The sequence below is a fragment of the Reticulibacter mediterranei genome (genome assembly GCF_016587455.1).
This window is the reverse complement of the sequence record NZ_BNJK01000001.1, coordinates 4,745,880-4,768,993: the sequence shown is the minus strand read 5'-3', so window position 1 is coordinate 4,768,993 and position 23,114 is coordinate 4,745,880. Positions and strand designations below refer to the sequence as shown.

General features: G+C 52.6%; 20 protein-coding genes. 8 read left to right on the top strand and 12 right to left on the bottom strand.

The genetic code is table 11. The features are described 5' to 3' along the window. Positions 1–4 precede the first annotated feature (4 nt). Positions 5–2,311: a transglycosylase domain-containing protein gene (locus tag K3T83_RS20525; RefSeq protein ID WP_220204808.1), complete on the top strand. Its 2,307-nt coding sequence runs from the start codon at positions 5–7 to the stop codon at positions 2,309–2,311. 86 nt (positions 2,312–2,397) lie between these two features. On the opposite strand, the gene K3T83_RS20520 is transcribed toward K3T83_RS20525, so the two are convergent. From K3T83_RS20520 to K3T83_RS20510, 3 genes are all read right to left on the bottom strand, one after another. Beyond that, positions 2,398–3,261, bottom strand: coding sequence for a PHP domain-containing protein (locus tag K3T83_RS20520; protein ID WP_236064944.1), 864 nt, complete (start codon positions 3,259–3,261; stop codon positions 2,398–2,400). A gap of 94 nt (positions 3,262–3,355) precedes the next feature. After that, on the bottom strand, positions 3,356–4,012 hold the full coding sequence (locus K3T83_RS20515) for a sensor histidine kinase (RefSeq protein WP_220204807.1): 657 nt from the start codon (positions 4,010–4,012) through the stop codon (positions 3,356–3,358). A gap of 75 nt (positions 4,013–4,087) precedes the next feature. After that, positions 4,088–7,780, bottom strand: coding sequence for an ATP-binding protein (locus K3T83_RS20510; RefSeq protein ID WP_220204806.1), 3,693 nt, complete (start codon positions 7,778–7,780; stop codon positions 4,088–4,090). Positions 7,781–8,101: 321 nt separating this feature from the next. Here K3T83_RS20510 and K3T83_RS20505 point away from each other — a divergent pair, with 321 nt between their 5' ends. Both K3T83_RS20505 and K3T83_RS20500 read left to right on the top strand, forming a co-directional pair. After that, on the top strand, positions 8,102–8,860 hold the full coding sequence (locus tag K3T83_RS20505) for an RNA polymerase sigma factor (RefSeq protein ID WP_220204805.1): 759 nt from the start codon (positions 8,102–8,104) through the stop codon (positions 8,858–8,860). A 315-nt stretch (positions 8,861–9,175) separates the two neighbouring features. After that, complete coding sequence (locus K3T83_RS20500) at positions 9,176–9,967, top strand: hypothetical protein (RefSeq protein WP_220204804.1); 792 nt, start codon at positions 9,176–9,178, stop codon at positions 9,965–9,967. A gap of 66 nt (positions 9,968–10,033) precedes the next feature. Here the strand turns inward: K3T83_RS20500 and K3T83_RS20495 are convergent, their stop codons facing one another. From K3T83_RS20495 to K3T83_RS20465, 7 genes are all read right to left on the bottom strand, one after another. Beyond that, positions 10,034–10,408 carry a hypothetical protein gene (locus K3T83_RS20495; RefSeq protein ID WP_220204803.1) on the bottom strand — a complete coding sequence of 125 codons (375 nt, stop codon included), beginning with the start codon at positions 10,406–10,408 and terminating at the stop codon, positions 10,034–10,036. A gap of 252 nt (positions 10,409–10,660) precedes the next feature. Then, on the bottom strand, positions 10,661–11,626 hold the full coding sequence (locus K3T83_RS20490; RefSeq protein WP_220204802.1) for a YrzE family protein: 966 nt from the start codon (positions 11,624–11,626) through the stop codon (positions 10,661–10,663). A 14-nt stretch (positions 11,627–11,640) separates the two neighbouring features. Continuing rightward, positions 11,641–11,931: a 4Fe-4S dicluster domain-containing protein gene (locus K3T83_RS20485; RefSeq protein WP_220204801.1), complete on the bottom strand. Its 291-nt coding sequence runs from the start codon at positions 11,929–11,931 to the stop codon at positions 11,641–11,643. After that, the gene (locus tag K3T83_RS20480; protein ID WP_220204800.1) at positions 11,932–13,938 is read right to left on the bottom strand and encodes an NAD(P)/FAD-dependent oxidoreductase; all 2,007 of its coding nucleotides are present in this window, start codon (positions 13,936–13,938) and stop codon (positions 11,932–11,934) included. It abuts the gene before it with no gap. Between the two features lie 134 nt (positions 13,939–14,072). Next, the gene (locus K3T83_RS20475; protein ID WP_220204799.1) at positions 14,073–14,405 is read right to left on the bottom strand and encodes a hypothetical protein; all 333 of its coding nucleotides are present in this window, start codon (positions 14,403–14,405) and stop codon (positions 14,073–14,075) included. Between the two features lie 364 nt (positions 14,406–14,769). Continuing rightward, on the bottom strand, positions 14,770–15,453 hold the full coding sequence (locus K3T83_RS20470; protein WP_220204798.1) for a response regulator: 684 nt from the start codon (positions 15,451–15,453) through the stop codon (positions 14,770–14,772). Next, on the bottom strand, positions 15,368–16,696 hold the full coding sequence (locus tag K3T83_RS20465; protein WP_220204797.1) for a GAF domain-containing sensor histidine kinase: 1,329 nt from the start codon (positions 16,694–16,696) through the stop codon (positions 15,368–15,370). The genes K3T83_RS20470 and K3T83_RS20465 overlap by 86 nt, the downstream gene beginning before the upstream one ends. Before the next feature lie 203 nt (positions 16,697–16,899). Between K3T83_RS20465 and K3T83_RS20460 the strand changes: the two genes are divergently transcribed. Then, positions 16,900–17,211, top strand: coding sequence for a hypothetical protein (locus tag K3T83_RS20460; protein WP_220204796.1), 312 nt, complete (start codon positions 16,900–16,902; stop codon positions 17,209–17,211). A 121-nt stretch (positions 17,212–17,332) separates the two neighbouring features. After that, positions 17,333–18,307: a YncE family protein gene (locus K3T83_RS20455; RefSeq protein WP_220204795.1), complete on the top strand. Its 975-nt coding sequence runs from the start codon at positions 17,333–17,335 to the stop codon at positions 18,305–18,307. Between the two features lie 73 nt (positions 18,308–18,380). Here K3T83_RS20455 and K3T83_RS20450 read toward each other — a convergent pair whose 3' ends face one another. Then, the gene (locus K3T83_RS20450; protein WP_220204794.1) at positions 18,381–18,587 is read right to left on the bottom strand and encodes a type II toxin-antitoxin system HicB family antitoxin; all 207 of its coding nucleotides are present in this window, start codon (positions 18,585–18,587) and stop codon (positions 18,381–18,383) included. Further along, complete coding sequence (locus K3T83_RS57935; protein ID WP_220204793.1) at positions 18,584–18,793, bottom strand: type II toxin-antitoxin system HicA family toxin; 210 nt, start codon at positions 18,791–18,793, stop codon at positions 18,584–18,586. Before K3T83_RS57935 ends, K3T83_RS20450 begins: the two co-directional genes overlap by 4 nt. A gap of 253 nt (positions 18,794–19,046) precedes the next feature. Between K3T83_RS57935 and K3T83_RS20440 the strand changes: the two genes are divergently transcribed. The 3 genes from K3T83_RS20440 to K3T83_RS20430 all read left to right on the top strand — a co-directional run bounded on the left by K3T83_RS20440 (position 19,047) and on the right by K3T83_RS20430 (position 23,089). Beyond that, entirely contained in the window at positions 19,047–20,423 is a 1,377-nt protein-coding gene (locus K3T83_RS20440; protein WP_220204792.1) for an ABC transporter permease, read from the top strand. A gap of 2 nt (positions 20,424–20,425) precedes the next feature. After that, entirely contained in the window at positions 20,426–21,373 is a 948-nt protein-coding gene (locus tag K3T83_RS20435) for an ABC transporter permease (RefSeq protein WP_236064943.1), read from the top strand. Positions 21,374–21,493: 120 nt separating this feature from the next. Continuing rightward, positions 21,494–23,089: an ABC transporter ATP-binding protein gene (locus tag K3T83_RS20430; protein ID WP_220204791.1), complete on the top strand. Its 1,596-nt coding sequence runs from the start codon at positions 21,494–21,496 to the stop codon at positions 23,087–23,089. Positions 23,090–23,114: the final 25 nt, after the last annotated feature.

The window sequence follows — 23,114 nt, the reverse complement described above, 5'->3', positions numbered from 1 at the left end:
AGGGATGAAGACCGAACAGCACGCGCCACGGTCATCAAATGAGAAAGAGATCCCTGTAGTCTCAACAAGTGCGGACGAACAAAAAGCCACGCACCGAACGATTACTCCTGCTAAATTGCCAGCAAATAGCCGTGCAGCCGCCGCCCAGCGGCTCAACGATATTCCCCCGGAACCTGTACGCGGAGTCTATTATGAAGCAACTCACCATAGGGAGCATCCCCAGGGGTGGCACTTCAAGCGTCATCTCAAGCGCAAGAATCTGCGTCTAAGCAACATGCGCTATCTGCAAACCGATCAAAAAGGAACCAGATGGGGCATTATGCCTATCGCACTCAGTACGCTCGCCGCCCTCGTCGTCCTTGCGAGCGTACTGGTCGCGTATACAGCATTGAACGGCGCAACCCAGCAGCGCTACGGGCAAGATGTCACGACGCTACAAGATATTTTACCAAAAGATAATGTCAAGCTCTATGATTCAAAAGGTACACTGATCTACCAGGCCATCGATCAAGGACTGCAAACAACAGTTCCGCTCTCGAAAATCTCAAAACACCTCCAAAACGCAGAAATTGCCATTGAAGATCAAAACTTCTGGAACAATCCAGGCTATGACATTACCGGCATTGTTCGTGCGGCTCTGTCTGATCTCACCACCAAGCAGGTGGTATCAGGTGCCAGCACCATCACCCAGCAGCTCATTAAAAATGCTATCGTGGGCGATCAAGTCACTGCAACCCGTAAGCTCCAGGAGATTATCCTGGCTCCCGATGTCACGAGGCACTACACCAAAGAGCAGATACTGGAAATGTATCTCAACACCATCTATTATGGAGAGCAGGCCTATGGAGCCAACGCAGCGGCTTTCACCTACTTCAACCTCCACGATACGGCCACGCAAACGGCGGCCCAACAATTAGATATAGCCCAGGCCGCGATGCTGGCAGGTATTCCTAGTTCACCTATTGCACGCGATCCCTACCTGCATCCAAAGGCGGCTCAGGCACGTGTGGAAGAAGTGCTGAAGCAGATGTACCTGCAAGGCTATATCACAGCAGCTGAGCGAGCAAAAGCTATAGACGAAGTGAAACAGCCAAACTTCCTGAAGCGTGGCACCATCAAAAATACTGCCGCCCCCCACTTCGTCCATTACGCGCTCAACGAACTGGCCCAGGAGTTGCATGTCAAAGTCAAAGACCTCTCGCGTTCCGGCCTGATTGTCTCAACCACGCTTGACCAGCAATTGCAGAACCAGGTATTGAAAATTGCGCAGAACCATATTGCGAAGATGGCAAAGGTGCATAATATGTCGAACGCAGCGGTGGTAATTATCGATCATCGCAACGGCGCGATCCGCACGTTACAGGGCAATATTGATCCCAACAATCCAAACGATGGAGCGTTCGATGTGGCCTCACAGGGCTTCCGCCAACCGGGTTCAGCCTTCAAGCCCTTCATCTATGCCACCGCTTTCGATCACGGTATCAGCCCAGGCACGCCGGTTCTTGATGGACCGCTCACAATTCAAATGTGCTGCGGCCTGCCATCTTATACGCCCCAGAACTACGATCAGTCGTTTCATGGCCTGATTACATACCGCTACGCCTTGCAAAACTCTTTCAACATCCCAGCCGTCAAGCTGTTGATGCAAACTGGCATCGATCCCGCTATGAAAACGGCAACAGACATGGGCATCACAAAGTACGAAGGGACGCCCAACTATACCCTCGTGCTTGGCTCATTGAGCGTTCACCTGCTGGATATGACCGCCGCGTTTGGCACCTTCGCGACCGGAGGCATCCGCATTCCTCCTCATGCCATCGATACCGTGAAGGACACGACCGGCAAAACCATTTTCCACTTCCAGCCCATCGGGCAGCGTGTCTTGAGCAAGCAAGCGGCATTTATGATCACAGACGTATTAAGCGACAACACCTCGCGTACCTTTGAATTTGGTAAATGCAGCGTGCTTTACCTCTACAGCACCACACAACAGCAATGTTACGCAGGCAAGCCCGGTCCGATCCGTCCGGCAGCCGTGAAAACCGGCACCTCCAACGATTTCCGCGACAACTGGACGGTTGGTTACACCACAAACTATGTGGTCGGCGTCTGGGCTGGCAACAATGATAATGAGGCGATGAAGGATGTTACCGGCGTCGATGGTGCGGCCCCCATCTGGCACGATAGCATTCTCCTGGCGGAAAAAGGGAATCCAATCGCTCCGTTCCCGCCTCCACCCAGCGGCATTGTTAAAAAGACGGTATCATATCCGGGACTGACAACGACCGATTGGTACAAAGCTACTAAATAGCTTTTTACACTATAAAAGGATGCAAGTTACATTGACTTGCATCCTTTTATGGTGTTATGAAACATTTGGAGGGTTGCTGAATCGCATCAATGAATTGAAATACCAAGTTGCTCAAGCAACAGGCGACTGATCTCAGCACGATGTTTGATAGGCATGCGCCCTGGCAGGCTATGTGAATCAGAGCCAGTGCTATACAGCAGATGATTTTTTTGCACATATTCCTCGAAAATCCGAATCGTCTCCGAGCTATGATAAGGATGATAAACCTCAATGCCATCAATCGGTATTTCGGCGCGTAACTGGTCGAGCAAAGATGGTTCGTAAAATGTGAAGCCTCTCTCGCGCCGCCCTGGATGAGCGATCAGGCTCACGGCACCACTTTTATGAGCCGCCTCCACTGTCTCTGCCATATCCGCCACAATCGAGCGGAATCCGGCTTTAGTAATCATTGCGAGCGCCGCCTGGGTGTTGGGCGCATAGCCATGCTGGACCAACAAGGTGGCGTTATCGATAGGACGAGACAACTTGCCGCCGTTCTGTGCCAGCACTTCCTGCTGACGTGGAAACTCATAGCCCTGGCGCTGCAACTCTGCATGCACCTCATGGGTATTCTCTAACTGAAGGCGGACCACCTTCTGAGTAAGAGGATAAAGATCGTTCTGTTCTGGATTAAAACCATAGCACAGGACGTGGCCCATCTTCCCATTCCACTCCGTACTGACCTCCACACCTGCCAGCACAGGCAATTGCTTTTCCGCTGCCAACACCTGGATACCAGCCACCGTATCAACACGGTCATGATCAGTTACCGCAACCAGCGCAAAGCCCTCGGCGACCAGATAATCTATTAACTGTTGAGCAGGCCAGCGCCCATCGCTGTACGTAGTGTGCATGTGCAAGTCTATCGGTGCATCAGGGGAAAGTTTCAAATCATGCGTTAGAGGTGTCAAAGTTTGCTCCTTTATCGAAAAATGCTAAGGGAAAAGCTAAGAGAACAGAACATTGCTCTTTGATAGTATCATATTCAACTTCTTCAATGAAAATTTAGCATTCCGCAATGTGGCTATGAGGAAAGCTGACCTGAATAGTTGTTCCCTGTCCAGGCTGGCTTCTGATCTGCCACGATCCCCCCAGGCTTTGAACGCGCGCGTGCATTATCTGTAAACCTGCGCCTTGAGTGTGAAGGTTGTCGGGTAGGCCACAACCATTATCCTCTACCACGATCTCCAGCGCCTCAGTCGCCGAGTGCAAACGAATAGTTGCCCGAGTTGCGCGAGCATGTTTACGAATATTATTGAGCGCTTCCTGTACAAAGCGATAAATGCAGACCTCCAGCGAGATCGGAATATCAAGCAGATCATCGCACTCGTAAGCGATCTGCAAACCCTCGCTGCAATATTCCTCTAAGAGATTGTGCATGGCAGAGGATAGGCCATAGCGTGTTAATTGGAGTGGTACAGCGGAAGTGATACAGTGGCGTAACTCCACCAGGCTACCCTGAATGATGGTGATCGTTTTTTGTATTTCTGTCAGAGCCAGTTGATTAGACTCAGCATTGAGGAGATGTTGGAGATATTCGAGCTTCAGAAGGGCGAGCGCAAGCTGCTGGGCCACCCCATCGTGCAGGTCACAGGCAATTCGACTACGTTCCAGTTCGACGGCATCTTGAATGGCCACCGCGAGTTGTTTGTTCGTGAGCATAGATAATCTTCCCTTAGCATGTGCAATACTATTGTTGTTTTTAGCATAGCGAAGAGAAAAAGTGGCTGCCTGGAGTTATGATGCAATGCCCGTGAAGAATGTTCTGGCATGCTCAATGAGCGCCTGGCCCCGTGCTGAATCGCCTTCCCGATTACGGGCGAGATAAAACCGCCCGAATGCTGCTAACGCCAGACGATATTGCAAGGGATCATGACGCTGTTGCGCCTCATCTAGCGCTTGCGAGAAGAGTTGCTCGGCCTCCTCGAAGCGGCCCTGTTTCTGCCAGATACCGGCCTGGATCTGCTTGCAAATCACAATAAGCTGTTGATAGCCGCGTTCGTGAGCGATCTGCCGGGCCTCATCGAGATATTGTTGAGCGCGTTCATGATAGTCTGCTGAGAGATAGGCAACGGCGGCCTGAGCTTGCAAATAGGGATAGACCATCGAGACAGCCCGCTCCTGTTGCAAGGTCGCAATGGCCTCGCAGATAGTGCTGATGGCATGATCCCAATCATGCTGATACCATGAACAGATCGAGCGGCTCCACAGCACGCGTGCCTGAAGATCCTGATCGGAGAGCATATGAGCTATCTCCATCGCCTTCTCTGCGTAGCGCGGTGACTCCTCCCAGCGGCCACGCTGCATGGACGTAAAAGAAAGCACAAGATAGGCCCAGCCCTGGGCACCGACGGCATTATGTCGCTTGGCTTTTTCGAGGGTTTCGATAGCCATCTGCTGGCCCTCCTCAGTCTGTCCAAGCTGCATATATGCCCAGGCAGCCGAATAGGTCGCCATCGGCTCCCAGCCCAGATTATAGGTCTCGCGACAGGCCTGAGCTGCACGTAAAGCATAGGAAAGCATATCCTGAAGGCTCCCGGTCAGCCAGCAATACCAGCTCCAGGACCACAGCGTCACCACTGAGATAAAAGGATCGTGGCCGCCTAACTGCTCATGTAATTGTTCGGCCAGTTGCAGTTGCTCACGAGCCACGAGAGTATCGCCAATATTGACTGCTGCCATGCCCCACTGAGCATGCGCTTTGGAGTGCAAACGGATCGACTCGGGCAGCTTTTGCAAACATTCCAGCGCATGTTGGATCGACTCGATCGCCTCCACCTCACGGCCCTGCCAGTGGAAAGCAAAAGCCACATCCAGCCGCGTCTCGGCCTCTTTTTCAAGATCGCCCAGTGAACGCCAGAGCACACAGGAAGCTGACCCCGCTTCAATCGCTTTATCGGGCCGCCCAATATACAGATACGCCTCTTCTGCTAAATGCTGTAACAACTCTGCTCTCTTCTGACGATCTTCATCACCAATCAACAATTCCAGCGCCTTCTCCATATACTCAGCCGCATAAGCAAACGCATATACCTCAGATGCATGCCGGGCCGCTTGCAGAAAATAATCTACAGCCCTTGTGTAATCTTCTGCCAGCTGATAGTGATACGCCAGCGAGCTAGCATAGGTATTAAGCGAGGAGGCGTGCAGCTCAATAGCCTGAGCAACCTGGCGATGCATCGTTCGTCTGCGCAGAGGATTGAGCCATTGATATAGCACCTCGCGGATCTTATCATGCGTAAAAGCCAGATCAGCCTCCATCCGGCTCACTTTGTGCGAGGACTGGCCTTTCGACACAGCAAGCGGAAAGAGAATATGCAGGCGAATGGCATCATCCATATGCTCGGCCACGCTATCCTCACTAAGCTTACGAGCCGTACACAACAGTTGGGAGCTAAATTGCCGACCCAGCACAGCGGCCAGGGCCAGCGTCGTGCGGCATTCAGGAGAGAGATGCAGGAGCCGCCGCTCTATCAACAGGCGAATGCTCTGGGGTAGAGCCAGTTCGTCCAGGCTCACCATCGTCTGCCATTGACCATTCATTTTTTTCACTTTGCCTTCATGCAATAGAGAGATCAGCGTTTCGCCGAGGAAGAAGGGGTTGCCCTCAGTATGCTTATAAATCTCGTTGACAAAAACGGCGCTGATGTCGGGTCCGGCAAGCTCGACGAGGAGTTGCTTGACTGCCTCCTCGCTCAACCGCTTCAGGCGCAACTCCTCCATCTTACGAAAACGGGCAAGCGAGGCCAGCAGCCCTCTCAAAGCATGGCTTTCATGCACCTCGTTCGAGCGATAGAGCAGTACATAGAGCGGCCGCGCGGCAGACGAAAGAGAGGGAACAGGGGCGAGCATCAAATAGCTGAGCAGTTGGATTGTCGCTGTATCCGCCCATTGCAGATCATCCAGAATAATAACGACAGGGCGCTCCATCGCCAGCATATTGAAAAAGTGAGAGACAGCCGCAAAAAGGTTGCTACGCTCCATCTCTGGCTCGCCCAGCTCCGTTGGGACCAGCGAGGGCAACCTATAGCGCAATTCGGGCACGATTCGGGCAAGATGATTGGCATACGTTCCCGCCACAGCTTCCTGTTGCTGCTCAGCGTGCGTCGCCATACTTTTTTGAGGAGAGGATAAGAAGAGATGATGCAACTCTTCATCGCTGCTCGCGTGTACAAAAGCCGTGAGCGCCTCGATGAAGGGATGATAGGGAAGCGAACCCGCCATCTCATAGCAGCCTCCCCAGAAGACCACACCCGCTCGTTGCGCCTCAACCCAGCGCATAAATTCACGGGCAAGCCGCGTCTTGCCAATACCCGGCTCGCCATAAATAACGGTACTCCCACCGCTGCCGTTGCGCACGTGAGCATATAACCGTTGTAAGCGCTGCATTTCTTCCTCTCGCTCGACCAGCACGCCCTGCAACAGATCAGAGTCAGGGATCTCCAAAAGCGAACAATCTTCCCTCATCTCCTCAACCACACCTTCGGTCGCCAGCGGCCTCTTTTCTTCTGAAAGGGGCTGCCCCACCACATCTTCAACAGGTGGAAAGAGGTGGCCTGCTCCCATCATATCGAATGTTCTCTCAGGAGGAAGACTCAGCGTAGGGGCCAGATCAGAGATAATGTGTCCGGCCTGAATAGCGTGATAGAGATCAAGAGTTTCTGGCAAAGGTTGAGCACGTAGTTCATCTCTTAACGTCTCTTGCAAGAGGTGAAACTGATACAGCGCCTCATTCCTCCTGCCCATACGAGCATAGACAAGCATGAGCAAACGATGCGTCTGCTCATCGGTGGCATCATGCTCAAGCAACGCCTGGAGATATTCGGAGGCGCGTTGCCCCATCTTGCAGGCCACCGCCAGCATAGCAGCATGCTCTAAAAGCCAGGAGTGCATTCGACGCAGGCGATCTCGCCGCCGTAGACTCCAATCCTCATAGAGATCTTCAGGCAGATAATCTCCTAGATAGAGGTTCAGCACACGATCGAACTCGTTTAACAGGCTGAGATCATCCGGTGATGAGTTGCCATTCTCTATAGAGTGGTTGCGTACTACAATCTGTAATTGTTTAACGGCACTTTCAAAACGATCTGCATCGATACCAATACTCTCAGGGATGAGATGCAAAACATCGTGATCGAGGCCCAAATAGGTGGAGGTGGCACCCCTGGCAAGTTCTGGTTCTAGCGCGCGCCGCAACAGATAGAGCGTCTTGCCAAAAGAGCTTGCGGCCTGCTCATCAGCTGCTGAGGGCCAGAGGATCTCTTGAATTTGCTCGCGATGCAACCGGTGTTGCTCCGCCGTAATCAAAAGCTTGAAGAGGTCTACAACCTTACGCCGATTCCAGTTCCCTCCGCTCAGCAGATCATGGTGACGACGTACAGCAAAGCGACCAAGAGTCACCACTTCAAGGGATGCAGGAGCTTCTATCATCTTCAACCTCGCAATCAGGCGTACTTACAGCCTCACCAATCAGCCTCATCAACTCCCCATGCACGTATATCACAACAAATCAGACAGTGCTTCTTTTCAGAAATTTCACTGCTGTTGCGTAAATGTGATGCCTTTCTACGGGTATCCGTTTTTAATTATCCATATTAATTACCTATATGTCAATATGACGAATATATGAAAAACTTTTGTACAGATAATTGAGCGAAGTAGCGGTAATCCAGCGGTAACAAAGAGGTAATAGCCAATCAGTACACTTGCACTAACCAGAAAAAAGATCAGCCAGATGGAGGTATCAGATTTATGACCCGTGCCTTTGCTATTTCACCACCGCTCTCTCCGACAACCGGGTGGGCGCATTTCTTTCCGGGCAACGCAGCCCAACAAAGCAATCCTCCACAATGTAGACAACGATCAATACCCATTCATCATCAGCCGACCCAGACATACCCGGTGAGGGGCTGGGAGCATGTCAGCGATGAGAATCTGTTATTGGAGATTTCCACAGGCGGGAGCATGGCAATGGAGGTACTGTATGAACGATATGCCAAGTACGCCTATGCTCTGGCATATCGCATCGTCCACGACTGCTCTACTGCTGAGGATATCGTGCAGGACGCATTTCTTTCCATATGGAGGAAGGCTGCTTCTTATCAAGAACAATATGGCTGTGTACGCAGCTGGCTCCAGGCTATCGTTCATCATCGAGCCATCGACTGCGTGCGAGCAGCAGCCCACCGCGATCATCAATATACATCATTAGAAAACGTCAACGAACCAGCATCTACCTGTACGCCAGAGTCAACCACGCTCACAAAGAAAACTGAAATATGGGAGGTTGTCTGGCAGGAAGAACGTAGCGCGCTACTGCACAACATCCTGGCCCAGCTTCCCCAGGAGCAACGTCAGGTTATCGAGCTTGGCTATTTCGGCGGCTATACCCACGCTGAGATCGCCGAACACTGGCATCTGCCTCTAGGAACCGTCAAAGGACGAATGCGCCTGGGCTTGCAAAAAATGAAATATTTGCTTGCCCAACACGGTATCGATAACTCAGATTAACAGCATTTCCATCATTTTTATCACATCCAGAAGAGGGAAAACGCAGATAGAGTCGCTCGTTCTCCCTCTTCTCTTTTATCTTACTTTTCCTATTGCTTGTTGCAATGCCTCAAAATATCGAACAAAAAGAGAAAGAATCAGACAAAAAGAGACAGGAAGAAACGTTCTATTTGACAATGATACCGTTCGGATAGTATGATAGCTTTCGATGCAGTGCGGATGCACAGCTTCCTTGTTTTTCGTTTTTTTCTATACGGGTAGCAATGGATCGCAGGAAGATGTTCTTGCACCTGGAGAAAGGGAGAGCCTTGCCGCATGGGTGAGCAGTCTCAACAGAGGCGGCGTGCAACCAGGAGTACAGGAGAAGCAGAGCCGCTGAATTTGCCGATAGCGCAAAAAACTGGCAAGACAGGTGCGGGATCTCAAACCGATGAATATGCATTTGATGTAGGGATGGCAGACAATCCACGTACTCCAACAAGTGTTGTACCATATCTACAACAACGTACGACCGGTCCACAATCTCCTCCGCCTCCTGCTGTTCCTCGTCGCCAACGCACACGAGATCTTGCGCGCCAGACACGCACCTTCGAGAAGCCAGCACCCCCACCACCGCCTAAGAAAAAGGCGCAGAAGAATGTGCATTGGCTACTGCCGCTGGGAGTTGGCATGCTGGCAATGCTGGCCCTCTGGCTGATCGGTTCTACATTCCTGGCCTGGGGTATCCAACGCTATAACGACGTGATTTATGGCAATCCCCGCACTTTTCAAACGGATGCCGTTGTGGGACATGGCGACAGTCCCGAACATCCCAGCCACTTTATCGCCGTCAACCTGAATCGTCAGGCGATTGTGATCGAATTTAAAGCAGGAGATCCCGCTAAATCCGTGAGCTACGTCGCACCCGTCTATATCGCAGGCGATGGCGGCGACCTCGCACCCATCACCGTTGAATTTAAAGATGTCAACGATGACAAGCGCACAGATATGATTATTCACATTCACCTGCCCAGCCAGGATCAACTCTCCGTCTTTATCAACGATGGAAAAGGCTTCCGACCCGTCACTTCCAACGATAAAATCCATCTGGATGGGAAACCTGGATAAAAGACCCCACACAAACAAATGCACACCTGCCTCTCTCCTCAGCAGGTGTGCGCGACGTTGAAGGAGCTATCGTTCAAAAATGTTACGGTAGTGTTCGGAAACCAGTTCAGCCGGGAAGAAACGCAGCAGGTTTACAATCACCAGTGAGAACGCGATCCAATCCATACCAGCATCGATCGGTACGCCCAGGACAACTCCCACCAGTGGCAACAGCGTTCCTAAGATGGTCGAATCAAGAATATCGGGAAAAATGAGTATAACCAGTAAAGCTGCAATCGAGCCTAAGAAAAGAACTTTGCGTATAATCGGAATGCGCGACTCACGCATCAGCGCACCCAGTAAACGAAAAGTTTTTACGCCATGTAAAAAAACGTCGCGTCGCCGGGGCTGAACCAGCGGTTGCGGCTCAGATGATCGCGTTGATTGTTGTAACATCGGCATGATACCCTCCTTCATCTTCCTCTGATCTCTCTCTTCAGCGATCCATGCACATTTATAATACGTATAGCATGCACTATTCGTTGTAAAGTGCATGCTGGTCTATACGATATCAATATTACCCAGGAATATTCTTTTCTTCAGGGAAAGACGAAAAGGTACTGGTGAACTGAAATGCTGTTCTCAGAGGAACAAATGGACCCCCGGTGTGTGTGCGGTACACCAGGGGTCCAGGGGAGGATATCTAGCAAAGTATCAGGGCCAGGGCAGCAGATAGCCGAAGCCAAACTTCTGGATCGCCGGAAAGACCAGGACGAGCGCATATTCAATATGCCACAGCGTCAGGCCCACCGTCACGATAGCCAGAGCGATATGGAAAACGCGCCAGAAGCGAATAATATAGCGAAACAGCGTCTCCTGCCTGAGCGCATGCTGTATTTCCTTAATTGCTCCTATATGCTCATCGGCACCGGGATAAAGCGCACCAGGCCGAGTTAACGAGCTTCTCTGATCGGGCACAAAGCGATACTGGCTGTTATCGCGCCGCAACTCCTGCGGAGTTTCATCCAACGAGATAAAGGCCATATCCCACGAATCCTGCAAAAGTCCCTGCTGTGCCGAAGCTTGGGGCGCGTTGACGGTTCTGCCCCTGCTTGGAGTCGGCTCAAAGGCCCGTAGCTCCTGTCTATTATGGACCACGATAGACTCCAATTTGCGCGAAATGGATTCCATGCGATCTTCACCCTGAACAGTGAGGGCTTTGCGGGCCTGTTGTGCAATCATACGAGGCATCATACGATCAAGCAGGCGTCCAATAGCGCCACAGATGACGAGCGCAATCATGCCATAAAGGGCATAGGTGCCAGAGCGTGGGTTAAAGTTTCCGAACGAATGCAGGAACAGCACGATCAGCGCAATCACGCCGAAGCAAACATGCCAGTTCAAGAGCGCGTTGAGTTGTCCCACATGGCGCTTGCGGGCCTGTCTGCGCAGAGTAAAACCGACAGATGCCATAATCATGAAAGTCGTTCCCACGATGGCGAGAACAAGGCCAGCAAAGCTATCGCCTCCCTGATCATCGCTGACACGCGTCGCCCATATAAAAAAACCTACACAGGCGGCAAGAATTACCAGCGATATAAGCGTACTACGTACCCAGGGCTGACTGGCATGAAAAAAGAACCAGGGATACCCTCTTTCTTCTTCATCAGAATATTGCATGACCTCAATTCCTCTCATTCAGTGCTCAACAGGCGTACTTTGAGCCACATCATCATCGCCTCGCGATGTAATCCCACCGGGCAGGGAGGAACGCACGCGCCACACTGGTAGCACGAACGCGCGAAACGAGCGACCGGCCCCGAAATTTCACCCGACACGGTCTCTCGATTCAACATATCTATCGTTATCGGTTCGGCCACTGCGGGACATGCCTGGATGCATTCGCTACAGCCAATGCAGGCACGAATCTCCTGGCGAACCTGCGATCCGGTTTTATGTAAAAGCACAGGGTTCACTTTGACCATCTAGCGCCTCCTCTCCACTCTCTTGATGTTTTCCTTACGAGCATACGACAAAAGTCCTCGCGAAGATTGCGACGGGACTTGCTCCTGCGTTTCACCTCGCTGTTGTGATGACTTTTGTTCCTTATAGGAACTGCTCTGCCGACCTTGCGGCTCCCAATCCGAAGAGGGAACAGGTATCAAGGTAGACTCAACCTCTCGCGCCAGAGCGCGGGGACGAGACCTCGCTCGATTCTCTGTAAAGGGGTCGAATTCATCATCTGTACTGTTCAGCACAGGCAAATTGCCAGTAAAGGGGCTAATTTCTTCGGTGAAACGTTCTTCTGGCTGGGGCGATGCTGCTCTGCTCTTGTAAGCTCTGACCTCTTCAGACGAAATGCGCGGAAGATTCCCGCTAAAGGCGCTGACTTCCTCCTCCCAGATCATCTCCTGCTCTTCACGCCTTACTGTCTTCTCTGGCCGTTTCAACGGCTCCGTCTCTGGCATCTCGCGCCTGCTGCTTCGTGGAGCCTCGATCTGCCTGCTCTTCGATGCCGAAGCTGCCGGAAGAGCTGCAATGCCGGGCATTGATTCGACAGCTGGAGTTGGCTGCAATGCTTGCGTTGGTTCGGGCAAAGGCAGCAGCGAGACCGGATCAGGCAGAGGCACGTGCGGATCAGGCAATTTCCCCGTTGTAATAATGCCTTGAGCAGCACGGGATCCCATCTGCGATAGATACTGGCGCGCATCAAAATCGCCCTTCAGCAGCGCTTTCGTCACGTGCCGTATGGAGCGTTTTTCATCAATGATCCGCTTGATCGCCAGGCTATCGGGCTGGGTGCCGTTGCCGAGCGCCAGATATCCCACCAGGCGATCATCAACAATCGACAGACGGCGATAATTGCCCTGGCTCTTATCGGTCAGCGTCATCACCTCGTTGCCTTCGAGCAAGGGGCTACCAACCGTCAGCATAGATAGTTCGCCAACGTGGGTGGCATGCCAGGGGACGCCAAATGGTTGCAGCCCCAGTTGGTCGTAGCCGGCCAGCATTGCGCCCGCTATTCTTCCCTGCGAAACCGCTGCATACCAGACGGCGCGCGGCTCATACTTCCCGGTCTGTGGATTCTTGAGCGAGGCAACATCGCCAGCGGCATACACATCGCGCACACTGGTCCTCAACTGGTCATCCACATATATGCCCTTCTTATCATGCTTCATTGACGCGCTACACTGCGTCGCCAAACCGGTCACAGCCGTTGTTCCTGTACAGGTCAAGAGCAACTGACAGGGGATTAATTCTTGATGATTGGTGATAACGCCGGCAATAGAACCTATCCGCCCAACAACACCGGCCACCTCGGTCCCGCTATGTACGATGGCCCCGGCCTTGCGCACGCTTTCTAGCACCATATCAGCCGCCGCATCATCCAGCATCCCCTTCATAATGGAGCTGCGAATCAACCAGTGCGTGCGAATGCCCCAATAGAGCAGGCCCATCACCGTCTCAATGGCATGCACTCCTCCACCAACCACGACGACTTCGCTAACTTCGGGCAAACGCCGCCGCAAATCAAGGTAATCGTGCAGACGATGCAACGTCAGAACGCCATCAAAATTGCGTCCCGGCACTTTTTCATCGATCCCCATAGGGTTGCCGCCGGTGGCAAGCAAAAGTGAGCCATAGCCAAAAGCGCGTTTCCCACTCAATGTCACATATTTACTGTTGGCATGAATTGCCTCAACTCGAGCATTGACCACGTGGATACGCTCTCGGCGCTCGGTTCCCGCGGGATATGCCAACAATTGTTCACGCTCTAGCTTGGCTACTGCAAACTGCTTCAACGCGGGGGTATTAATAGTAGGGTGTACTTGCTCCGTGACAATCACAATGCGCTTCTCAGGAGCAAGGCGGCGTGCCTCTATCGCGGCCGTCAGGCCCGCAATTCCATTGCCAACAACGACAATATCTGCACGGTCCATCGACAGCTTGTGATCTTGTGCAGGGACTACCGCTTTATCCTGGCTACTCATATCCGACCTACGCACCTTCCTACCATAAATTTGCCTGTCACCTTTCAGGGAGAGTCATGAGGGGGCTATCCATTCACGTGTTCCTTGAGACCCACTGCCCCATCCAATAACACGTTTTCATGATGAGAGATTTACTAATCTGCATCCTTTGCAACCAACACCTGATTCGCCCCCAGCACATAATAGACATCAGTGTTGGCTCCTTCCTTGAGATGTCGCTGCAAATGTCGCGCCGACGCTCGACAGTCAGTGCCGCATGTAAAAGCTTTCTTCGTTCCGGTCTTCGTTTCCAGTAGCACAAAATTCTTGCCAGGACCGACTGCAACAACCTTGCCACTGGTATGCATGACGTTTGTCCCATGTCCCAACGCAGGACCAAACCAGGCAACTCCTGCAATCCCTGCCAGCGCAAGAACACCTATCAGTAAAAATACATAGAAGGCCGCAACCATGCGTGTAAAAGCCATTGTGATCATTCCCCAGAAATATGATATGCGTCAAAGCGCGAGCATGACTCTTCAAGCATCTCAACGCTTACCCGGACTGAAAAAGTACATTCAGATCTGCACTTATTACATATGCTATTGTATATCAGACTGTTTCGTTTTCAGGCTGTTCCATATGAAAAGTAGCCTGAATGTCTTATGGCTGTGATAGCTTCGTTACACTACTCAAGCCAGGCCGAGGCAAGAAGGGGAGCTTTCTTAAGGGGGAAATAGAGATACAAGCAAGCTTCATTCGCATGGTGCGACCATTCCTTATGGCTAGCCGCAATTCATCTAACAAAGCACATTTTCTAGCGACAATCGCGAGGAATTGCCGCTATACAGATTATGCACGCAAGGTAATCAAACCATGTTGCGCCGCTAGAGCTACTGCTTCCGTGCGATTAGTGGCACCCAGTTTGCTCATAATTGAACTAACATGAAATTTGGCCGTACGCTCACTGATCACCAGATGGGCCGCAATCTCTTTATTCGGCATGCCCTGAGCAAGCAAGCGCAACACTTCTAGCTCACGTTCCGTCAATTCCTCGATATGCGCCATCTGCCCGGTTTGACGAGAACCCGCTTCGCCGACAGGTGGACGACCACCAACATGCCGCAAAAGCTTGGAGGCTACAACTGGCTGGAGCAAAGAGCCACCCTCCATTGTCAGGCGAATGGCATGAAAGATCTCATCGCGCGGTGCCCCTTTCAGCAGATAGCCGTTTGCCCCGGCCTGAATCGCATAGATAATACGTTCGTCGTTATCAAATGCTGTAAATACGATGATACGCGGCGGATGCGGGAGGCGGCGCAAATGGCGTATCGCCTCAACGCCATCCATGACGGGCATTTCCAGATCAAGCAAAATAACGTCCGGTTGCAGCTCAGCCACTTTGCGCAACACTTCATCGCCGCTGGCACATTCAGCAATCACCTCAAAATCAGGTTGCGTCTCCAGCACCGCTCGCAGGCCCTCGCGTACAATTGGATGATCGTCGGCAAGCACAATGCGTACCATAATCCACATGCCTTTCTTTCCCTGAGAAGGGGACAGCGACATCGATACATGTTCCCGCCCCTGGTTCACTTTGAATACAAATCGTGCCATGTAAGAGTCGGACACGCTCGCTCATCCCGGTCAGCCCAAAATGTCCCGCGCCCCCTGACGTGACGACGCTCTCCGGGTCAAATCCTTTTCCATCATCCTGCACCGTGAGACAGACCTGCTCCTCAGCAAACGTCAGCGTGACCTCGATGTGTTGAGCGTCAGCGTATCGATAGGCATTGGTAAGTGCTTCCTGTGCAATGCGATAGAGGCCAACTTCAAGCTGTGCTGGTAACACCGGAATAGTCGTGGCCTGAGAACAGGTAAATTGCACACGCGGCTGCTTGCTCTTCGTTTCCGATGGCTGATAATCAGCGGGACCACTCGCCACCAGTTCGGCCAGCGCTTCTGGCAAAGTATGCTCTTGCAAAGGAGCCGCACGCAGATCCATTACTGAGCGCCGGGCCTCATCCAGATTATTGCGTGCCAGGCTCAATGCGCGCTGAATCGCCTCCTGCGCTCGCTGTGGGCGCTGCTGGGCGAGGGCGTCAGCCGTCTCAAGCTGCAAGGTAATCGCCGCCAATCCCTGAGCCAGCGTATCGTGAATCTCGCGCGCCAGTCGATTGCGCTCCTCTGTCGTGGCAAGCCGGGTCGCGGCGCGCGTATGCTCTGCTGAGAGGCGCGCGCGCTGAATTGCCAGTCCGATCTGATCCGCAATAATATGCAACAGTTGTAGCTCCTCCGCCTGCAACTCGCGCCAATCCTCGCTGGCGACATTGAAGACGCCAATCGGAGTCGTACCGGCATAAATCGGAATGCTGGCATGAAAGCGCAGGCCCAGCGCGGAGGGATCACTATCACGTTCGGCATTTTTCAGGCGGCTACAACGCAACACGTCGATATTGTATGCTCCAGACGAATCACCGCTCAAAAACGTATCCAGGCAGACGCAAGAGCCAGCCATGCGCTCTGGATGGTCGGCCAGATAAGGCGGCAGAGCCAGGGCAGCAGCCAGATAGGGATGGTGCCTTTCGTCAAGCAACCAGACCCAGCCCGTACGCAATCCCAACAAATCGGTGACGCGTACCAGCACTCCTTGTAGCGCCTCATGTACATCGACAATGCGATTCAAATAACCGGCAATATCATAAAGCACGGCCAGATCGCGATTTCTATGCAAGAGAGATGGCGTTTCCAGCGGTTGATCTTCGGGTTGTGTTTGCATGGTTGTGTGAGTTCGTGTGGCTGCAACAGGTACAGTATAAAATGTCGTAATTCTCGTTATCCAGAGTATATCACTCGCCTCAACAGGTGTCCACAACAGGCTGACTTGTAGAAATGCCTCATTAGCCAGTTATGCTCTGTTAGCCAGATTATCTTCAAACTTACTTCTACAGTTACTAAATAATCTGCAATGAGTTTAAATATGTGCATGCATGGAACATCCATACAACGGCTATAAATTTCTATGCAGGGGGTAAAAAGCTTCATGTCTCTTTTGAGAAGTTCCAGGAAAACCTATGTGGCATTATTCCTGGTGCTCGTTATGTCGATACCCGTTTTTTTCTTGGCAAAATGATGGTCAGTGCTGCCGGGACACAGCACTACCTCTATATAGTCCCTGATGGTGGTTTATATATCTATAACATGGACAATGGTTTCACGCAGCTAAAGTACGTCAGCTTGCCCACGATCACTGACGCGCGGCGTTCAGGCTGGCGTTCGGCCCTTTACCATTAATGAGAAAGAGACGCTTGCCTTCACGACCGCTTCAGGTTATCTGGGCTTCGAGGTAAGCGATATCACAACCGGCCAGCGGCTCTATAGCGTTCCCATCAGTGGCTTCACCTCTTCAGCGGCGGTGCCTGCTCACGGCATCTCGCTCTCGCCCAACGAGAAAGAGGTCTATGTTATCGATAGCGGCAACAGCTATGTTCACGTCTTCGATGTGAGCGGTCTACCCACAACCGCGCCAAAGCAGGTGGCCGACATCCAACTACGCTCCATGGCCGGCAACGAGGCCAATTGTAGCTTCGACTGCCAGAAAGAGGGCTGGATTTTGCATAGCCTGGATGGGCATTATGTCTTCGTGGGCGACTCTGGCGATGTAATCGATACATCCACACGCCAAAGCGTTATCAATTTGCCAGCATTGTTCGATAGCCGCAAATTCCTTGAGGTTGATTTCTCGAACGGTGTACCTGTCGCCACTTCAACCCGATATGGTCTCGGTCGCGCCAGCACCAGCGGCGGCACCACGCCAACCGCGACGGTTCCCACGACCCCTGGCGGCACCATCATAGGGCAGGATACCTTCCAGCGCGGCAATCAAACTGGTTGGGGAACCGCCTCCGATGGACAAAAATGGGGCAGCGATGCCACCAATACCGGTGTCTTCTCCATCAACGGCAATACCGCCTATAATGCTGTATTGGGAGCTTCCGCCGGAGATTCCGAAGTCGTCTTGAGCGGCACGATCAGCAGCTTCAACAATGCCAACCTTGGTGCAGCTTTGCGCTGGAAAGATACCAATAATTGGTACAAAGCTTATATTAATGGGACCAACCTGGTTCTCCAATCCAAAGTGAACGGCACCACGACCACACTCAAATCGGTCTCCTTCGCGGCCTCGACCAACACATCGTATACTATCCACTTCCGCGCAGTGGGTACGACGCTCTCAGCCAACGTCTGGAAAACGGGTTCAAGTGAGCCGAGCGGCTGGATGGCGAGCGCAACCAATAGCTCGCTGCCAACCGGCCAGTGCGGCGTTCGCGCCCAGGTGCCGAGCGACGTCACAGTGAAGATCACATCGTTCAAAGCGCAGACTGTGTAATCGTTACTGGTTACGCAAAAAGAGCATAGAGGCAAAATTTATTGCTTCTATGCTCTTTACATTTCGCTAGCTATTATGCGGCAACATTTGGCTGCGGGACCGGCTCATTATCTGCAATAGCTGCCATAATCCAACTTTCAATGGCATCCTGGCCCTGTTTGACGGCCTCTTCGTAAGTATCGCCGTGTGTCACACATCCAGGCAACTCAGGGACTCTTACCACAAAAATGTTATCTCGACTATCCCACTGGATGATCATCGAATAATGTCTCTGATTCATCTTCCCTTCCTTTCCAATTGGTCTAATGCTTTCTGCACCTCGTCAACAAGATAATGCCGGGCATCATCTCCATCTTTGCCAGCTAATGTAATTTTGACTCTAGGTAGAAATGGATGTTCCCATACTGTATGACTGCCTTTCCCTGGCCGGGAAGAAAATCCTGCTTTGGTGAGCGCTGCTTTCAGTTGCCTGACCTTTGGTGGCATTTCTATTTATGACCTGCCTTGCTATATAGTACCATAAGAGATTGCCAACTGGCGTTAATTATTAGTATCTCCAGATACATTGTATTGAGCATTCCAAAAACAGATTTGGCTCGCCATAATTGATTACATCCCCACTACAATCCGCTCACTCCGCTCATTGCTGTGCTCCTATGTTTCTGCTATGATAGGAATATCACGTCTTGTCGAAAAATGGCGGCTTCTTATCGCCGCCTCCTGCTCAGGAGGAAGCTCAATGGCCGTGCCACCAGTGCCAAGCAGGACAGTTGAACATAGCACTCCTGCTCCTACCACAAAAATCTTAGCCTGGCTTCGTAATCTTGGGGCCTCGCTCGCTCGCCCGCTCTTTGCCGTTGTTCTGGCGATCATTGCGGGCAGCATCGTTATTTTCATCACGTCTCCAAGTGGAGATCGCCTTGCAACGGTCATCAACGCCTATCAATCACTATTTGTCGGCTCCTTTGGTGATCCTTACAGCCTGTCCTATACGCTGGTCAAGGTCGGTCCGCTGATCCTCACCGGCCTATCGGTCTCCATCGCCTATCGTGCTGGACTCTTCAATATTGGAGCAGAAGGACAACTTGCAGTTGGTGCTATGACTGCCGGTATTATCGCCTTCACGTTCTCTCATCTGCCCGGCGTGCTGCTCGTTCCATTCATGATTATCGGCAGCATGATCGCTGGAGCCATCTGGGGTGGCATCGTGGGCATTCTCAAAGCATGGCGAGGGGCGCATGAGGTCGTGACTACGATTATGCTCAACTGGATCGCTTTCTATGTCACCGATTATCTCATCGATGTGCCATTTAAAGCGCCTAATCAGGCAACGCAGACCCCCTCGCTTCCTCCGCAAGCACAGCTTCCCCCTCTAGCCGTTGTTTATAACCAAACACTGGGTACGTTTCTCCCGCAGATCGAGAACCCTCAGAGCTATCTGACCGATGTGAGCCTGCTCCTCGCGCTGTTGGCACTCGTTGTCTACTGGTTCATCACCTCGCGCACCACCTTTGGCTACGAACTGCGCGTCATCGGGCAAAATCCGAAAGCAGCAAGATATGCGGGCATTTCGACGAAGCGCAACTTGTTTTTCGCAATGGCGATTGCTGGTGCGCTCTCGGGGCTGGCTGGCTCGCTCCACCTTATGGGGCAGCCTCCCTACCAGTTGATTGGCTCAACCTTTAGCATCGATCCTACTGGCTTCGACGCCATCGGTGTCTCTTTGCTGGGACGCACAACCTCTATCGGCGTATTGCTGGCCTCCCTGCTCTTTGGAGGGCTACGTCAGGGTGGCAACAATATGCAGTTGGCCGCCAATATCCCTGGTGATCTCGTCTATATCCTGCAAGCCCTGGTGCTCTTCAGTATCGCAGCAGAGTTCTTGCCTGCCATCCAGCGCTCGTTTTCCCGATGGACCGCGAATGGCCGTCGTCCCAGCCTGGTTCCTAACATTACTGGTGCAACTGTTGCGACGCTGCCACCCACCAATGGCGAGGTTGTGGAAAACACCAACAATGAGCATATCGATACGTCCGATAACATGCTGGCAGCCAATGCTACAGAGGAAGAAACAACCGCTCATGAGCGTCGTTCTGATCGGATCGAGGAGGGCTAATCGTGTTTTTTCAAGTGTTACTGCGGGTACTGTCCTCCAGCGATTTGTGGGCAGCTACCCTTCAATTCGCGGCCTTGTTACTGTTACCTGCTCTTGGAGGCGTTCTCTCCGAACGGAGCGGCGTTACTAATATCGCGATGGAAGGTATGATGCTGGTCGGGGCATATGCAGCCGTCATGACGGCCAAAGCCACTAATAGCGTCACGCTGGGCATCCTGGGAGCGCTTATCGCCGGAGCGCTTATCGCCCTCGTCCATGCCGTCGTCTCCATCAATTTCAAAGCGGATCAGATCGTCAGCGGAGTCGCCATCAACATTGCGGCACTGGGCCTGACCAACTACCTGCTCTTCATTCAAACCTCCGGACAGGGTGTGCCATCGCTCTCCAACAACTTGCGCCTGCCTAATGTTGCACTGGGGCCGCTCTCAAGCATCCCTTTTATCGGTCCGGTCCTTTTTCAACAAAACGTCATCTTTTATCTGGCCGTCCTGATTCTTATCGGGATTCAATTGCTGCTCTTCCGCACCAATATTGGCCTGCGTATCCGTGCGGTCGGCGAACACCCACAGGCGGCTGATACGGCGGGAGTCAATGTGCGCGCGGTTCGCTATGCCTGTGTGATTGCCAGTGGCGTCCTCTCCGGGCTGGCTGGCTCCTTTCTCTCGCTCGGGATTGCTGGTATCTTCAACTCGAACATGACGGCGGGTGCTGGCTTTATTGCCCTGGCAGCGGTCGTCTTCGGCAAATATATTCCATTGGGTGCCGCTGGAGCCTGCCTGATCTTCGGTCTGGGTGAGGCACTCAGCGGTCGCCTGCAAGATAGCGGCATCGATCCCAACCTCTTGAGTACCCTGCCATATCTTCTGACACTAGTTGCCCTGGTCGGGCTGGTCGGTAGGACGGTTGCTCCGGCAGCCGATGGCGTCCCGTATGAGCCGGGCACCGAGTAATTGTTGTTGCAAACCTACCGAGCAAAGCAGACAGAAACGTAGCCGCGAAGCAACTCATCCTATCTACACTATACATGAGCATGCAAAGGGTGTTTGAGCAGAGAGAGGAGAGAGAACACGATGCAGGAAAGTACACTTGTCAGGCCGGTTGAGGAGCGATCCTCGCCGTTTGCCGTTGAGATGCGCGAGATCTGTAAGGCCTGGCCCGGCGTCATCGCCAACGACCATGTGAACTTGCAGGTACGCAAGGGCGAGATTCACGCGCTGGTTGGCGAGAATGGAGCAGGCAAATCAACCCTGATGAACATTCTCTATGGGCTGATCCATCCCGATAGCGGCGAGATCCTGATTAATGGACAACCAGCCCATATTGGTGGACCGCGCGATGCCATGCACCTCGGCATTGGTATGGTCCACCAGCACTTTATGCTGATCCCACCGCTCACGGTGGCAGAAAATATTATTCTGGGACGCGAGCCGGGCGGCCTGGGTGGAGGACTCAATCTGAAAAAGGCGCGAACCGATATTCGCGCCTTGAGCGAACAATACGGCCTACCCATCGATCCCGATGCGCGCATCGAAGATCTCTCCGTTGGCTTGCAGCAGCGCGTCGAGATCCTGAAGGTACTCGCGCGCGGGGCCGATATCCTCATCATGGACGAACCAACCGGAGTGCTGACGCCCCAGGAAACCTACGAACTCTTCGGCGTCATTCGCGGCCTAGTTGCGCAGGGCAAAACCGTGATCTTCATCACGCATAAATTGCGTGAAGTGCTGGACCTCACCGATAACATCACAGTGCTGAGGCGCGGGAAAAATGCTGGCACGCTGGTCACACGCGAGACAAACCAGAAAGAGATTGCACGCCTAATGGTTGGCCGCGAGGTACTACTACGCGTCAACAAAAAGCCTGCCGAACCCGGCCCGGTCGTGCTACACGTCGAAAACGTGCATGCAGACTCGGACCTGGGCCTGGAAGTATTGCATGGGGCGAGCTTCGATGTACATGCGGGCGAGATCCTGGGCATCGCTGGCGTTGAGGGCAATGGGCAAACAGAACTGGTCGAAGCTGTAACTGGCATGCGTCATCTCACCAGCGGCACCATCACCATTGCAAAGGTCAGGGATGGCAAACAGGAAGTAAACACCGATATCACTGGATTGAGTGCGCGTGAGAAGCGCAAAATGGGACTGGCACACATCCCAGAAGATCGGCGCGGCAGTGGGCTGGTGCTACCCGAATCGATTGAAGACAACAGCATACTTGGTCGCCAGCGCTGGCCCGAGTTCTCGTGGAGCCAGGTGGTGCTGTTGCTCAATAAAATCAGTAGTTGGGCAAAACGACTGGTCACTGACTTTGATGTACGCACACCATCAATTGAGGTGCCTGTCAGGGCGCTCTCAGGCGGCAACCAGCAAAAAGTGATTATTGCACGCGAGCTGGCCTGCAATCCAGAGGCGCTGGTGGCATCTCAACCCACGCGCGGCGTCGATATCGGCGCTATCGAGTTTATCCATCGCCGCCTCATCGAACAGCGCGACGCAGGCAAAGCCGTGCTGCTGATCTCCGCCGAACTGGACGAGATCCGCTCGCTCTCAGACCGCATCGCCGTGATGTACGAGGGGAACATCGTCGATATCGTCGGGCCTGATGCCACCGAGGAGCAGCTAGGTATCCTGATGACAGGTGGACACCCGGAACACAGTGAGAAATAACAAATCTTTTTTGTTATAAAATTTC

Bases quoted from the DNA above. Each gene is read 5' to 3' on its own strand.
- K3T83_RS20510 (WP_220204806.1), bottom strand. From the start codon at position 7,780: ATGATAGAAGCTCCTGCATCCCTTGAAGTGGTGACTCTTGGTCGCTTT.
- K3T83_RS20500 (WP_220204804.1), top strand. From the start codon at position 9,176: ATGGGTGAGCAGTCTCAACAGAGGCGGCGTGCAACCAGGAGTACAGGA.
- K3T83_RS20495 (WP_220204803.1), bottom strand. From the start codon at position 10,408: ATGCCGATGTTACAACAATCAACGCGATCATCTGAGCCGCAACCGCTG.
- K3T83_RS20515 (WP_220204807.1), bottom strand. From the start codon at position 4,012: ATGCTCACGAACAAACAACTCGCGGTGGCCATTCAAGATGCCGTCGAA.
- K3T83_RS20490 (WP_220204802.1), bottom strand. From the start codon at position 11,626: ATGCAATATTCTGATGAAGAAGAAAGAGGGTATCCCTGGTTCTTTTTT.
- K3T83_RS20430 (WP_220204791.1), top strand. From the start codon at position 21,494: ATGCAGGAAAGTACACTTGTCAGGCCGGTTGAGGAGCGATCCTCGCCG.
- K3T83_RS20465 (WP_220204797.1), bottom strand. From the start codon at position 16,696: ATGCAAACACAACCCGAAGATCAACCGCTGGAAACGCCATCTCTCTTG.
- K3T83_RS20485 (WP_220204801.1), bottom strand. From the start codon at position 11,931: ATGGTCAAAGTGAACCCTGTGCTTTTACATAAAACCGGATCGCAGGTT.
- K3T83_RS20525 (WP_220204808.1), top strand. From the start codon at position 5: ATGAAGACCGAACAGCACGCGCCACGGTCATCAAATGAGAAAGAGATC.
- K3T83_RS57935 (WP_220204793.1), bottom strand. From the start codon at position 18,793: ATGCCACCAAAGGTCAGGCAACTGAAAGCAGCGCTCACCAAAGCAGGA.
- K3T83_RS20470 (WP_220204798.1), bottom strand. From the start codon at position 15,453: ATGTGGATTATGGTACGCATTGTGCTTGCCGACGATCATCCAATTGTA.
- K3T83_RS20450 (WP_220204794.1), bottom strand. From the start codon at position 18,587: ATGAATCAGAGACATTATTCGATGATCATCCAGTGGGATAGTCGAGAT.
- K3T83_RS20440 (WP_220204792.1), top strand. From the start codon at position 19,047: ATGGCCGTGCCACCAGTGCCAAGCAGGACAGTTGAACATAGCACTCCT.
- K3T83_RS20475 (WP_220204799.1), bottom strand. From the start codon at position 14,405: ATGGCTTTTACACGCATGGTTGCGGCCTTCTATGTATTTTTACTGATA.
- K3T83_RS20505 (WP_220204805.1), top strand. From the start codon at position 8,102: ATGACCCGTGCCTTTGCTATTTCACCACCGCTCTCTCCGACAACCGGG.
- K3T83_RS20480 (WP_220204800.1), bottom strand. From the start codon at position 13,938: ATGAGTAGCCAGGATAAAGCGGTAGTCCCTGCACAAGATCACAAGCTG.